The 13,585-nt window shown below is 40.1% G+C and carries 13 protein-coding genes and 1 riboswitch; of the genes, 4 read left to right on the top strand and 9 right to left on the bottom strand.

Features of this window, described 5'->3' with window-relative positions; all coding sequences use genetic code 11:
- Nucleotide 1: 1 nt before the first annotated feature.
- Nucleotides 2-571: a hypothetical protein gene (locus tag BUB71_RS16040; protein ID WP_073157155.1), complete on the bottom strand. Its 570-nt coding sequence runs from the start codon at nt 569-571 to the stop codon at nt 2-4.
- 588 nt (nt 572-1,159) lie between these two features.
- Between BUB71_RS16040 and BUB71_RS16035 the strand changes: the two genes are divergently transcribed.
- Entirely contained in the window at nt 1,160-1,984 is an 825-nt protein-coding gene (locus BUB71_RS16035; RefSeq protein WP_073157151.1) for a hypothetical protein, read from the top strand.
- A gap of 312 nt (nt 1,985-2,296) precedes the next feature.
- On the opposite strand, the gene BUB71_RS16030 is transcribed toward BUB71_RS16035, so the two are convergent.
- The 6 genes from BUB71_RS16030 to BUB71_RS16005 form a co-directional block, all read right to left on the bottom strand.
- Complete coding sequence (locus tag BUB71_RS16030) at nt 2,297-3,397, bottom strand: hypothetical protein (protein ID WP_073157148.1); 1,101 nt, start codon at nt 3,395-3,397, stop codon at nt 2,297-2,299.
- Nucleotides 3,398-3,553: 156 nt separating this feature from the next.
- Complete coding sequence (locus BUB71_RS16025; protein WP_073157144.1) at nt 3,554-3,916, bottom strand: arsenate reductase family protein; 363 nt, start codon at nt 3,914-3,916, stop codon at nt 3,554-3,556.
- Between the two features lie 4 nt (nt 3,917-3,920).
- Complete coding sequence (locus BUB71_RS16020) at nt 3,921-4,466, bottom strand: cob(I)yrinic acid a,c-diamide adenosyltransferase (protein WP_073157141.1); 546 nt, start codon at nt 4,464-4,466, stop codon at nt 3,921-3,923.
- Between the two features lie 140 nt (nt 4,467-4,606).
- Nucleotides 4,607-5,389, bottom strand: coding sequence for an ABC transporter ATP-binding protein (locus BUB71_RS16015; RefSeq protein ID WP_073157138.1), 783 nt, complete (start codon nt 5,387-5,389; stop codon nt 4,607-4,609).
- Complete coding sequence (locus tag BUB71_RS16010) at nt 5,386-6,438, bottom strand: FecCD family ABC transporter permease (protein ID WP_073157134.1); 1,053 nt, start codon at nt 6,436-6,438, stop codon at nt 5,386-5,388. The genes BUB71_RS16015 and BUB71_RS16010 overlap by 4 nt, the downstream gene beginning before the upstream one ends.
- A gap of 2 nt (nt 6,439-6,440) precedes the next feature.
- Complete coding sequence (locus BUB71_RS16005) at nt 6,441-7,394, bottom strand: ABC transporter substrate-binding protein (protein WP_073157130.1); 954 nt, start codon at nt 7,392-7,394, stop codon at nt 6,441-6,443.
- A 69-nt stretch (nt 7,395-7,463) separates the two neighbouring features.
- Nucleotides 7,464-7,648: riboswitch (cobalamin riboswitch) on the bottom strand.
- A gap of 118 nt (nt 7,649-7,766) precedes the next feature.
- On the opposite strand from BUB71_RS16005, the gene BUB71_RS16000 reads away from it, so the two are divergent.
- The 3 genes from BUB71_RS16000 (at nt 7,767) to BUB71_RS15990 (ending at nt 9,635) form a co-directional block, all read left to right on the top strand.
- Complete coding sequence (locus tag BUB71_RS16000; RefSeq protein ID WP_073157127.1) at nt 7,767-8,348, top strand: TetR/AcrR family transcriptional regulator; 582 nt, start codon at nt 7,767-7,769, stop codon at nt 8,346-8,348.
- 28 nt (nt 8,349-8,376) lie between these two features.
- Nucleotides 8,377-8,706 carry a quaternary ammonium compound efflux SMR transporter SugE gene (gene sugE, locus BUB71_RS15995; RefSeq protein ID WP_073157124.1) on the top strand — a complete coding sequence of 110 codons (330 nt, stop codon included), beginning with the start codon at nt 8,377-8,379 and terminating at the stop codon, nt 8,704-8,706.
- Between the two features lie 65 nt (nt 8,707-8,771).
- Complete coding sequence (locus BUB71_RS15990; RefSeq protein ID WP_073157121.1) at nt 8,772-9,635, top strand: hypothetical protein; 864 nt, start codon at nt 8,772-8,774, stop codon at nt 9,633-9,635.
- 17 nt (nt 9,636-9,652) lie between these two features.
- Here BUB71_RS15990 and BUB71_RS15985 read toward each other — a convergent pair whose 3' ends face one another.
- Nucleotides 9,653-12,205, bottom strand: coding sequence for a polynucleotide kinase-phosphatase (locus tag BUB71_RS15985; RefSeq protein WP_073157118.1), 2,553 nt, complete (start codon nt 12,203-12,205; stop codon nt 9,653-9,655).
- Nucleotides 12,205-13,584: a 3' terminal RNA ribose 2'-O-methyltransferase Hen1 gene (locus BUB71_RS15980; protein ID WP_073157115.1), complete on the bottom strand. Its 1,380-nt coding sequence runs from the start codon at nt 13,582-13,584 to the stop codon at nt 12,205-12,207. The genes BUB71_RS15985 and BUB71_RS15980 overlap by 1 nt, the downstream gene beginning before the upstream one ends.
- Nucleotide 13,585: the final 1 nt, after the last annotated feature.

The following is a 13,585-nucleotide window of genomic DNA, read 5'->3' as shown; positions in this document are numbered from 1 at the left end:
TTTAGCCAATTAACAACTCGCCTTTCTCTGTTTCAACAATGATGCGCGCTTTTTCCGGTAGATCCGACTTACTCACTTCAAAAAAGCAAAATGCTGGCTGGGTGGTATCACCACCTGGTGTTAATGAAACAACAATCTTATATAAATTCGGTTGATCAGTTTTCGCCACTCGCTTTACCTGCATCTTATAACCCATATATTTAGATAATGTATACCGATCAAGCAAGATTAGCCAACCATTATGTGACTGATAGCGAAACACATTATCTAGCTCTGCCGGATGGTCTTTTTGTGTATATAGGTAAACTCCACCATGATCAGGCAAAGGCGGCGGGCCATTGATCCAATCAATTGTTGTAGAAGAGATTTGTTTTGTTTCAGCTATTTTGGGTTGCTCTGTCGAAGGACTTTTCTTTGCCTTTTGATCGGTTTGCTTTTTCTCTTTTGTATCGAAACCAAACCATCCTTTACCAGTCTCAATCCATTGATCACAACTTGACATACCCGTCAGTAGGACAATCGCCATCACAAAACCAATCCAAGAAAATATTCGATGATTCCATAAGCCCATCACAATCACCCCATATATAAAACTATCATTTAAGATATACGTTTCACAAACAATAGGCAAGCATGTATTTATCTATTTTAAACTGTAAACTTCAGTCAAATAAAGGGGTTGCCGCACTAAGATCACCTTGATTCCAATTTTATCTAAATATATCCAATATGTAGATAAAATACCATCAAATATATAATTTAGCGCTAAGTTAAATATATTTCCTCAAATATGAGAAAACCTTAAGCAAGGAGAAACGTAGCGTCGCCACGAATTACGATTACGAGCAGATCATATGATTTTCGATATACTACTTCACGGCAGTGCCAACTGTGGCAACAAAGTAAAAATTTGTCCAAAGAGATGGCAAACTTGATTTCAGACGAGGGAGCCTTTGTTCTGAATAATCATTGCCAATTTTACATCAAATATGAGACATGGTCAGGCTGCGAGAGGGGTAAAAAACTCCCTCGCCTGACGCTCGCTCTCATCCCTATAGCTTCAGCTATGAGTTTTCTTGCTCGCAAAGCTATAAATTGTGATCATATAGCATTTTGCGTTAAGATTATAATGAATCTTCCTAATAAAAGGAGTGATCATGTGGATGATTTGCTTAAAAAGCTTTTGAAGATCCGTGATTTTGAAAACCCTGTTCCGCTTCCACTAAGTGGGCAGATTGCCAAGCTGGACTCATATACCCGTTCCCTAGATAAAAGCACACTTCCAGAAGAGATGAGAATAAAATATACAAGCCTACCTGCATTTCATATAGCCTATTATACTGCCATTAAAAAAGGAGACTCCGAACGGGCACAAGCGATTGATCAGCTCCGGCAGATGCTTATCCAATTCAAAATGCCAAATACTGAACCATATCGAGAAACCTTGAGTCGAAAACAATATGATCAATTACTGGCTTTAACTACTGGTGACCAACAGCTTGAAGCGGTAGTTCGTGCATTACCAGAGGAATTTCGCACGAGTGAGTCAGATTCTATGAGTGGGAAGAAGCTGCTTGATTTATATCAACAAAGTCAACTTACCATGCTAGATGGAATGGTCATTCGAAATCATGTCATCCCCGCTCTACGCAGCGATAAAGGTCTTTTTCAGCTCTTGGATGACCATGCGATCCGTTCATTTAGAGAGCCACTATTTACAGAGGAGAGTAAGGTGGAAAAAGCATATGCAGCAGCGATGCAACTTCGCACAGGTAAGATCACACGAATGATTGCTGAGATTCACCCAGATTCAACTGTAGAACAAAGTGTCAAAAACCGAATCATGCAAACCTCCTTGACTCCAAAACAAAACGCTGCGATCCTCTCACTACAAGCAGCATATGAAAAAGAGCAAGAAGCGAGAGGTTTTAGCTCGATCGGCCGCCCGATTGAAAAAAAGCAAACAACTACCAAAACGAGATAGTTTTAAGAGAATATGAGCACACTATGATTTTGAATATAATAAAAGTATATAAACAATTAAATAGTATATATGAATAGAACTTCGTAAAGCATGAACAATTTAACCATTTGATACTCAATAAATAGTATAGAGTAATATTGATTTAACATTGTACGAAGTTGCTAAACCAGAATATGAGTCTATTAATAAAATCAGACTGTAGAAAATTGAATTTTCAAAAGAAAAAACAGCTAACATATCAGCGAATTTTCCCTAATCTGCTATTTCTATACATCTAGCCCGCATCATTTTATAAATGATGCGGGCGAAATATTATCTCTCGATTCCTTTTTTGCCACGGACCGAGAAAGGAGACTGTCCAATTTTGGTTGTGATTTTTTCTAGTTTACTTTTTAAACGATCTTGCATAAACTTTCCTTCATTCATTGTCCTAGGCACTATTGTATGTGCATATTTTCCAAACGACTGTGCTGTTTGTCTAACGGACCGAATGAATTCATTTTTCTGCATTCGACCCACTTCAGCTTCAAGTAACGGCTTTAAATAGCTAGGCCGTCTATCTTCTGATACTTCTTGTATAAACTGTTTCACGCCTTCAGGTGTTGCTGGAATAAGCACTGCATCTAAAGGCAAATGCTCTTTTGGAACTTGGACTTCATAAACATAATTACGAAAATCTGGATTGCCATGTTCACCAACCATCATGAGGATCGGCTGTTCACTTACTTGTGCATGTTCAGCATCTAACCCCAGCTTTTTAACAGCAGTTAATGCATTCTCTCGCAATGGCTGAGATGGTCTACTCGATCGAATTTGAGCTTCATTTACCATATTTCCAGGTATCGCTACTTTTCCCGCCTGATTGGTATCTCCCCCTTTTTCAATCAATACAAAATGCACCTGTCCATGGTCGTCTTTTGTTTTCAAGAGTAAAGGTGCATTTTGCTGACCGGTTTGGGGCATTTTTTGCGTTTGAATCTGATCCAAATCAGCTGCATCTAATTCCATCTCTGGATCAATTTGTTTCGCTTCTGCAATAATTTCTTCTTCTGTTAATCCTCTCGCTTTTAAATCCTCTACAATTTGCCCTGAATCAATTTCTTGACCCAACTTTAATTTTAAAGCATATGAAATAGGCTCATATGAAACTTCACTTTTATCTTTTCCGAATCGCTGAAGTATCCTTGGAATTCGTCGCTGTTTTATAATATGAGCTGCATAAACTCGACCATTACTCTGTTTATCAAATCCCTGTGCTTCACGTTGTAAATTATTAAGAACAAAGGCTAATGCAAGTGCTCCTCGTTGATGAAATGTTAGCTGTTTCATTAAAGATGTCGGATCATTTGACTCTTTAATCGAGACGTCGACTGTACTTCCCGCTCTCCATTCCACTACTTTTGGGGCTGTCATATCTATCATTCCTTATCCCAACTATTTATAAAGATTCGTATCGGATATATTTAGTATAAAACAATCTTGAATTTGAGTGTTGGTCCAGCATTTATCAATCTGAAAAAGCTCGATCTTCGCAAATAATGGTAAAAAAGAGCCACTGTTGGCTCTTTTTTATGTATGTGCACGCCAAGTCTTTTCATAGGTCTCTGGTTGAAACCCAACTGTCACTCGATCCCCATTCACAGCAATCGGGCGTTTGATCAGCATGCCATCGCTCGCTAATAAACGCAATTTCTCTTCATCGGACATGCTTTTCGTCTTTTGAGATAAACCTTCTTCTCGGTACTTTTTCCCACTTGTGTTAAAAAATTTTTGCACAGGGAGATTGCTTTTTTCAGCCCATACCCGCAACTGCTCCTCAGAAGGCGGTTGTTCCACGATGGGTACAATTTGGTAAGCAATACCATGTACATCTAGCCATTTCTTCGCTTTTCGGCATGTGCCACAACGGTTATATTCATAAAGGGTCAGCATCTACTCATCCTCTCCTATATTCTACATCTTCCACTTTTGAGCGAGCGTTTGCAACCCTAGCTAATACAAATAATAAATCGGACAATCGATTTAAATAGCGGCGAACTTCAGGATTCCCTTCTTCTTGATGAAGTAACGTCACAACCCGTCTTTCTGCCCTCCGAGCTAGTACTCGCGCGAGATGTAAACTTGAAGCAGCAGGTGTTCCCCCAGGCAGAATAAATGCTCGAAGAGGCGTTAATTCATCCTCAAATTGATCAATCCAGACCTCTAAGCGTTGTATCATCCTCTCATGTACCGTGAATTGTTTTTGTTTACCAGCTTGAGCCAAATCGGCACCGAGATCAAATAATTGATGTTGTAATTGTTCTAAAATCTGAGCCACTGGGTGTAGGAAAGTCTCTTTCTGACAATGTGTGATCGCTTCACCTAGTTGGGCATTACATTCATCCACAGTACCACATGCTTCAATCTGGATATGATCTTTTGAAACACGAGCGCCGATCAATGAAGTATGACCTTGATCCCCTTTTTTTGTATATATTTTCATAGATCAATAACCTCCTACTGATAATAGATAGATTTATTTAGATAGCTAGCCCGAAGCGGGAAATACTAATAACTTAGTCTATTCAGCCCTGATGAAAAACCTTTTGAGCGAGTGGAGAGGTGATCGGCAAAGCTCCATTTTCATCTATTCTGCGATAACTGCATGAAAACCTGGGGCACTTTTAACGTTGGATGTTTTACTATTATTGGATCAACTTGGTAGACTTGTTTGATTAGGTCTGCTGTATAAAGTTCTTCCGCAGTCCCTGTTGCTAATAACTTACCATCTGCTAGAAAGAGTAGTCGATCACAAAATTGTGCCGCTATATTTAAGTCATGTAAGACAATGATAATCGTCATGTTCTGCTGGTCTCGAATCTCTTGAATCAGCTCTAAGAAACGTATTTGATGTTGAATATCCAAATGATTCATGGGCTCATCAAGGAGTAAAATAGAAGCCTCTTGAACCAAAAGACGAGTTATTAAGACTCGTTGCTTCTCACCACCGCTCAGGCTAGAAAAAGGCATTTGAGCCAATGACTCAACATCAAGTTCTGTCATCATCGCTCTGACAGATTGATAATCTATTTCATTATCCCAAGGCCACCGACGCTGATAGGGATAACGACCCATCATAACCATTTCTTCGACTGTAAAAGGGAGATCATAAAAAGATTCTTGGGATAACACACCAATTTTCCTTGCTCGTTGACGCGGTGAAAAGCTAAGAATGGGCTTATCAATCAGTGTGACCATACCTTCATCAGGAGTTAATTCTCCAGAGAGACAGCGTAATAATGTGGTTTTTCCACTTCCATTTGGCCCCAAGATGCCATAACAAATACCTTGTTCGAACGTAAATGAAATCTTAGAAAAAAGAGTCCTATCTTGCCAGCTCTTACAGATTTGATGTGTTTGAATCATGTAATCCCTCTTCCTGTAAAAGCAGCTTTACGCTGTTTTTTTAGTAAGTAAGCAAAGAAAGGAACACCTATAAATGCCGTGATCACACCAATTGGTAGCTCTTTTGGGGAAAATAAAGTTCGAGCGAAACAGTCCGACCACATCAAAAAAACAGCGCCATATAGGGCAGCAAGAGGGAGAAGGAAACGATGATCTCCACCACATAAAAATCGCAATATATGTGGAATAATCAGCCCAACAAATCCAATTGTTCCAACTACAGAGACTGCCACCGCAGTCATCATCGATGCGCATAAAATCAAAAGTATACGCGTAAAATGCACACGAACACCAAGCTGAGCAGCCGCTTGATCACCTAATGCCAGTAAGTTCAGCTCTCGGCTCCATAAAAAAGCAATACAAAACCCAACCATTAAGGCAATACTTACATAAAGAAGTTGATTCCAATCTCGCATACTCAGACTACCCATCATCCAATAAATAATCCGTTGAATTTCTGAAGTGGAAAGTGAAACGATCAGTGAGAGCAATGCGGCAAAAAATGCTTGTATGATCATGCCAGCTAAAATCAGTCGCTCTTGTCCCCAAGTATATCCATTTCTAGCTAAGAAGAGTACAGCCCCTATCGCTACGCATGCACCACACATTGCCGCCAATGGTGTTGCCCATATCGAAAGCCATAAATTTTCAAATCCAAAAAAGAGTGAAAGCGCGGCACCAGCGGCAGCTCCTGATGAAACCCCAAGTACAAATGGATCAGCGAGTGAATTGCGGAGGATTCCCTGAAAGATCACACCTGACATTGCTAAAATCGCCCCAACCACACCTGCCAATAATACTCTCGGAAGACGTACAAACCAAATAATATTGATCACAAATGGTTCTGGCTTATGATCTAGGTACAAACCAGTCATTTGATAGAAGATTACGTCCCAAACATCCCCTACAGAAAGTTCAGCACTACCAAGTGAGATGGTAATCATAAACGTAAAAAGAAAGCAGAGGATTCCTCCCCCGCTCCATACCAAAAATCGTAATCGTTTGTTCATGTTTACTTCGTCCCTACCTGATCAGGGTAGAACAGTTGGGCTAATTTTTCCATCCCATCAATAATTCTTGGCCCCGGACGGCTTATTAAATTTGGATCAATCACAAAGACATGTTTTGTTTGAATTGCATGAACCGTATTCCAACCAGAACGTTGTATGATTTTATCTTCCCCACCATAGCTAGAGACGATTACATCAGGATTCCAACTGATTACCTTTTCTGCTGAGATTTGTGGCCATCCTTTCTCTTTCGCTGCAACATTGTTTCCTCCAGCCACCTGAATTAATTCATTTTGCAGCGTATCTCCACCCACTGAAAATAACTCTGGTCCCATCTCTAACCAAACCTTCACCCTTTTTGCAGTTGGAATCGCCGCAAGTTGTCGGAACAACGTTAATTTTCTCTTTTCCATGGAAGCAATTAATTGATCCGCTTGACGAGTATGATTCGTAGCATCTCCTATAAGATCAATTGACTGGTAAACTTGACGAATATTATTTGCATCGACAACTAATACGGTAAGTCCTCGCTTTTTTAGTTGATCAAGTACGTCTTTGCCAATCAATGAAGAAGCAAGGACAAGGTCTGGGGCTTGCTCCAACACTTTTTCGGGATTAATTTTCATATCGCCTACTTTGGGCAATTTCTTTACTTGACTCGGATAATCGTCATTGCTGGTTACAGCTTTTACCTTATCATCGAGTTTTAAGGCAAATGCGATTTCTGTCGCACTTGGAATCAAGGAGACAATTCGCTTGGGCTCCTGCTTAATAGTAACAATTTGACCAGCTTGATCCTTTAACTTTAATGGGTATTCAATACTCCCAGGTTGACGGGGTGACTGATTACCCGCTTGATTTTGATTATTTAATGATCCTGCACATGCTACCAGCGAAATCGCGATGGCAAAAAGAAGCGAAATCACCATAACCTTCCGAATAAACCGTCTGTTCATCAATATATCCACCTTTCCCTATAATAGTGAAAGGAGAACGGAATTCCTTCATTCCAAGCTCCTTTAACGCGAAGGATTGATAATAAGGCAGGTCTCCTGGCTCATGGTTCCTCATTGGACTGCACCTTCCCGCTTCTTACAAGCAGTGGTTATCGCAGACCGCTTCCCCATTCACAGTGGCGCGACCGCACCGGATTTGCACCGGTTTCCCTTTTCACTGACTGTTGATCAGCACCTTATCATTTCTGGTTACATCCCCTATTCATTATAACGAAGCCATATTCTAAAGTACATGTAGGATCATATTGATTTGCTCATGTAATAAAAATATATTATAATAATACTACCTAACGTTAGGTAGGTGAACCGTTATTGAAACGAGATGAAATTATAACAGCAGCCATGCATCTGTTTGCTGAGCATGGTTATGAAGGAACAACATTAAACGATATTGCAAAAAAGGTAGAGATCAAAAAGCCTTCCCTCTATGCACATTTTGTAAATAAAGAGGACCTTTTTCTACAAGTATTTCAATCTGTTTTAGGTGAGCATGTTTTGCAAACAGAGAAAGTGCTAGCTCAATTACCAAACTTATCGATTCAAGATCAACTATTTCATATCCTTGAGCAAGTATGCACATACTATCACCGTACAAATCCAAGTAAAATCACATTTTTAAAGCGGATCATGCTCTTTCCACCCCCATCAATGCAAGGACAGCTTCGCGTTTCATTTCTGGCGATTGAACAAAAACTTACTATGAAGCTTGAAACATTATTTCAGACTGGAATTGATCAAGGGTTGATTCGAAAACTCCCGATCACTTCTCTACTAGCAGGCTATTACTGTTTACTCGATGGTCTGTTTTTACAGATTTTTTATTATGGACAAGAACACTTTGAACAGCGATTACCTGAAGTTTGGTCTCTTTTTTGGCAAGGAATTGGGAAATGATTCCAATCATATAAGAGGAGGAATTAGATTGGCTTGGCTATATTTAGTCATTGCAGGGATTTTTGAAGTAGTTTGGGCAGTAGGCTTAAAATATACGCATGGTTTTACCAAACTTTTCCCATCGATTATCACAATTGCAGCAATGGGAATTAGCTTCTTTTTACTCTCTACTTCTTTAAAACAATTGCCAATTGGAACAGCTTATGCGATTTGGACAGGAATCGGTGCTTTGGGCACAGTAATTGTTGGCATGTTATTTTTAAATGAACCAAAGAATCTACTTCGAATTTTATTCCTGTTCATGATTGTGATCGGAATCGTGGGTTTAAAATGGTCAGCAGGAGGCTCAACAGAATAAGCAAATATCGACAACTAATTGTTCCTTTAGTATAATTTTTTTAAAAAATCAGGGAGAATCTGAAGATGTTTCTGACCACTTACTTATTTAAAAAACGGGCAGAACAGCACTTTGTAAAGAACTATCATTCTCCTAACAATCAAAAAGCACAATTATATACTATTAATTTACTAACACCACTGCTTGAGGATTTTATATTTGGACGAAAAGATCAACATGCTCTTCAAAAAGATAGAGAAAAGCCTTTTATAGGTTCTACACGTTTACGTGGACCTCGGAGTCTCATGTATCGTTATAAATTAAAGCGTGATATAGCGAAGTATGATCGGATGACCACTGAGGAAAAAAGAGCCTATATCCAAAGACTGAAAAACAAAAATCAACAAACAACGCCCGAACATAAAGTCCAAGCCTATACACCAGCTCAATTTCGAGCTGAATATATATCGTATATACATTCACCTGATTTTCTAAAGTTATTTGACCGAGAACTTCGTCAGATTGCAAGGTTACGAAACGCCAAAATACTTTATAGATGGAATATAATCCAGCGAAGACGACTTCAAAGAAAGCATCCCTATCAGTATATCCCATTAAATGATCCAAGGACGATTTCGCATCCAAAAGAAGTCTCTTTTTATAATCAACTAACCATTTCTGATTTAAGCATTTTTAGTCATCCAATCTCAAGGCAGCTAGTCCAATCTATGACCCATAATCAAAAATGGGTTGAAATGGCCAGCCTACTGATTGAAAAAGATAGAAAACTCTCTTTACCCCTTGCCTATTATCTGTTTTCAATGGGAGAAAAAGAACAAGAGAGAAACCATTCCAAAAGAAAACTTTCGCAACATCTAACGAATAGGTGGAAAAAACCTAAATTATGGATCAATCCAATCAAAAAAGCAAGAGAAGAGCCCATTCTGTAGAACTGGGCTCTTCTCTCCTATAGACGCGGATCAATTGGCTCCGCTTCTAGCGCAAGTATGGCAAAGACACATTCATGAACCCGGTATAAGGGCTCTCGCTCTACAAAACGATTCAATGATTCCAGTCCCAAAGCAAATTCACGTACAGCAAGTGAACGCTTTTTCTTTAGTCCTCTCTTACGAAGTCGTTCTAAATTGTGTGGAGCGTTATATTCTGGTCCATAGATGATCCGTAAATATTCCTGTCCACGGCACTTAATGGCAGGTTGAATTAATCCCTTCTCCCCCCGAACTAAAAATTGTTCAGGCTTTACGACCATGCCTTCGCCGCCTTGTTCTGTCTGCTTTATCCACCATTGAATGGCTTCATTTACTTCTTCTTCATTTTGCAGATGAACAATTCGTGTTGCTGTAGTCATCAATAATTCTTCATCATGTTTACAAATATCAGCCAGTGCCTGCATATGCCAAAGATGGTTCTGTTCATCATAAACTTTACCCTCTGTTGCCATCAGATGAAAAGGTGCTAATTTATAATCCTCTAACCGATTTACAGGCCAGCAATACTGCCGATATGCGCTGCGGAAGAGATGGGCTTGTTTCTGTTTCTCTTCATATAATGATAGAAGTTGATCAACCTCTCTTCCACTCTCTTTTGCTAGATTGAGCTGACTAACGACATCTTGTAATGCATGTTCTGCTGCAGCACCAACAGCAGCGTATTGATTTTTTAATAACCCTTGCGCTTTCGCTGACCAGGGCATTAATTCACAGTCTAGACAGGCCCAATCGGTATGAAATTGCTCCCAGAAACCCGCTTTTTCCATTGCTGTTGCAATTCGCGATAACATTGCTTGTTCTAAATGTTCATCATCAAAAAAGCGACGCCCCGTTCTGGAATAAATGATTCCAGAACTCGGTTGTTCAAGCCGAAATCGCGAGACTGCTACTTCTGGCGTTTTACAAACAATCACAATCGCCCGTGAACCCATATGCTTCTCTTCACAGATCACCTGCTCAATTCCACGCTGTTGATAATAACGAAAAGCATCAAGTGGATGTTCTAAATAGCCCGATTCCGAAGATGTTTCAGATGGAGACATCGTCGGTGGTAAATAGATTAGCCATCTTGGGTCAATTGCAAAACGGTTCATCTCTTCAAATGCAGCTAAAGCCTGTTCATTACGAATATTCACCACAGGGTGAAAACGAGACTTGATCCGTAAAGATTCCAATAAATCACGGGTATATAGTGACCCATCAATTCCAGGAGCAATCTCATTGGGGGTACGAAAAGGCCGTCTAGGATCAGCATAAGTCTCCTTAGCAGGTACACTGACAAGCTCCCTTTCTGGATAGCGGAGAGCTGTTAATTTACCGCCAAATACACATCCTGTATCAATATTTAAGGTGTTATGATAAAACGTTGGTTCTAACACAGGTGTATGACCATATAAGACCAATGCATCTCCACGATACGATTCAGCCCAATTGATTCGGATGGGCAATCCATACTGATCTAAGCCTTTTGCAGTCTCACCATAAAGAGCAAAGTTTCGCACCCGCCCTCCTGTACGTCCTTGAAGCTGTTCTGGTAATCCAGCATGAGCGATTACCAATCTCCCTGCATCCAAGACATAATGACTGGGCAAACCCTCTAAAAAGTGTAATGCTTCCTTCTTCCATGATTCTGATCGATTTTTCATTTGTTCAATTGTTTGTTCAATACCAAAAGCAAGCTCTACTCTCTTTCCATGCAAATAGCGAACTAACTTCTGATCATGGTTTCCACTTACCACAAGTGCAATCCCAGCATTGACCAAGTCACGAACGAGATCAATCACACCAGGGGAATCGGGGCCTCGATCTACCAAATCACCTAAAAATAGCAATTTACGCTCTTGAGGATGTCTGGCTCGATAAAAAGTTCGATCCTCTTGTTCAACTTGTGTCACCTGATAGCCAAGTTTTGAAAGCAACTCTAACAGTTCAGACAAACACCCGTGCGTATCACCAATTATATCAAAAGGTCCTCTCTCTAAACGCCTATCCACTCTTAAAGGAGTTCGAATCACTCGTACTTGATTCATCTCTTCCACCGAATGAAATTGATAACGATAGCGAAACCGTTCATGACGCAATATTCGCCGGGTTTTTTTCAATAAAAACATATGTCGTCTGATTACATGCGGTGCTAAGCTCTGCTCTCCTCGCAGTCGATTTTGTGCATATACGCTTTCATCCGGTAAATCAAATAAAATGGATACTGTAGGCACCTGATATTCTTTAGCAATTGTTAATAGTTCCTGCCGTGCCTCCACTTGTAGATTTGTAGCATCAACCACTGTTAGCAAATTACGCGCTAATCGTTTACGGAGTGCATGATGCAATAATTCAAAAGCATCAGCAGAAGCTGATTGATCACTCATATCATTGGTGATCATCAGTCGAAATGCATCAGAAGAAAGAATTTCACTTGGCAAAAAATGATGATGTGCAAATGTTGATTTTCCTGCTGCTGACGGACCGATCAAAACAACAAGTGATGATTCAGGTATACGAATTTCCATTAGTTTCTATCCTCCTGCAAATAAAAGACCGCCATTTGGGTTGGTTGTCCAACATCTTTTGCTTCTTCACCTATTCCTGTTAAACGCAGCTCATATTGATGGCGTTTTGAGACTTGCTCCGCCCAAGCTCGAAACTCCGCCCGTGTCCACTCAAAGCGATGATCACCATGACGATATTCACCAGCCTCCAAACCTGAATACATCACGTTATACTCTTGATTTGGCGTTGTCACGATAAAAAGACGTGGACGAAGATATGAGAAACAAACTTCTTCCATATCTCGCAGTCGGTTGGGTTCCAAGTGTTCAATCACTTCCATCAAAACCGCGGCATCAAAATCCCGTAACCTATCATCACGGTAAAAGACAGACCCCGAAACGAGTTCTACCATTGCCTTTGTTTCAATCTTTTTCAGACGATTTTTTGCAATTGTTAATACAGAATAAGCTGGATCAACACCTATTATTTTTTCTCCAACTTGCTTTCGCAGAAGATGTTGGATCAGTTTTCCACTGCCACAGCCTAGATCAAGAATTTTCTTTGCCTGAACAGCAGTCAGCTCTTCTGTTACAGCACGCAAACGAAGCCGATTAAGCGGCACTTTCTCTTCCTCATTTGACACTGTTACTGCTGGTTCTGGTGCTTGATTTCCATGTTGCTCCAAAGCTTCTATGATCGGTTCTGCCAGATTACGACGTTTTAAATAGCGCCTGACGATTAGCTTTCGTTCTGGATGGGAGACTAACCACTGCTCACCATGACGCAATAACTTCTCCTGCTCATCCTGCTGAACCCAATAATGCTTATTTCGATCTAACACAGGTAATAAAACATAGAGATGTGATAATAAATCTTTTAGACAAATTTTCTGTTTGAGATGAAGGCGAAAATAAGAACTCTGTCCCCACTCAGGAAAATGAGGGTCAAGCAGTATATTTTCAAGTTGGCAATCATATCCTAATGGTTCAAATAACTTCCGTAACAATTCTTCTCCGCCACGAGAAGAGACAACAGATAACGTAGCCTCCAGTGCAAGTGGTTGATCCACTAACTCAGGTCTTTCCTGACAGCGTCCATTTAAGGCTGTTCCAAAGACTTGCGCAATCGCCACACTAAAAAAAGAGGACATCACATAAGGGCGATCATTCACATAATGTTGCAACGATTGGAGCTGCTCTTGTTTTTGTCTACGCAATAATCCGATTGTATCTAAATCAAGCGTAAGCGCTACGGTACATTGTTCCTCTTTCACCACAGGATAGAAAACAAATGCTTTTCCAAATGATAAAGAAAACTCTTGTACACGAGTAGGGTTTTTATGCAACAAATAACCAAGATCATCCGCTGACTGACCCGTATATGTAATGGTTAATAACATG

The sequence above is a fragment of the Seinonella peptonophila genome (assembly GCF_900129355.1).
GTDB lineage: Bacteria > Bacillota > Bacilli > Thermoactinomycetales > Thermoactinomycetaceae > Seinonella > Seinonella peptonophila.
Note: the sequence above shows the minus strand (reverse complement) of the source record. Positions and strands in the feature narration are given on the sequence as shown.

What these genes read in the sequence shown, in the direction of transcription:
- BUB71_RS16040 (WP_073157155.1), bottom strand. Translation starts at nt 571, where the DNA reads ATGGGCTTATGGAATCATCGAATATTTTCTTGGATTGGTTTTGTGATG.
- BUB71_RS16030 (WP_073157148.1), bottom strand. Translation starts at nt 3,397, where the DNA reads ATGACAGCCCCAAAAGTAGTGGAATGGAGAGCGGGAAGTACAGTCGAC.
- BUB71_RS16025 (WP_073157144.1), bottom strand. Translation starts at nt 3,916, where the DNA reads ATGCTGACCCTTTATGAATATAACCGTTGTGGCACATGCCGAAAAGCG.
- BUB71_RS16020 (WP_073157141.1), bottom strand. Translation starts at nt 4,466, where the DNA reads ATGAAAATATATACAAAAAAAGGGGATCAAGGTCATACTTCATTGATC.
- BUB71_RS16015 (WP_073157138.1), bottom strand. Translation starts at nt 5,389, where the DNA reads ATGATTCAAACACATCAAATCTGTAAGAGCTGGCAAGATAGGACTCTT.
- BUB71_RS16010 (WP_073157134.1), bottom strand. Translation starts at nt 6,438, where the DNA reads ATGAACAAACGATTACGATTTTTGGTATGGAGCGGGGGAGGAATCCTC.
- BUB71_RS16005 (WP_073157130.1), bottom strand. Translation starts at nt 7,394, where the DNA reads ATGAACAGACGGTTTATTCGGAAGGTTATGGTGATTTCGCTTCTTTTT.
- BUB71_RS15990 (WP_073157121.1), top strand. Translation starts at nt 8,772, where the DNA reads ATGTTTCTGACCACTTACTTATTTAAAAAACGGGCAGAACAGCACTTT.
- BUB71_RS15985 (WP_073157118.1), bottom strand. Translation starts at nt 12,205, where the DNA reads ATGGAAATTCGTATACCTGAATCATCACTTGTTGTTTTGATCGGTCCG.
- BUB71_RS15980 (WP_073157115.1), bottom strand. Translation starts at nt 13,584, where the DNA reads ATGTTATTAACCATTACATATACGGGTCAGTCAGCGGATGATCTTGGT.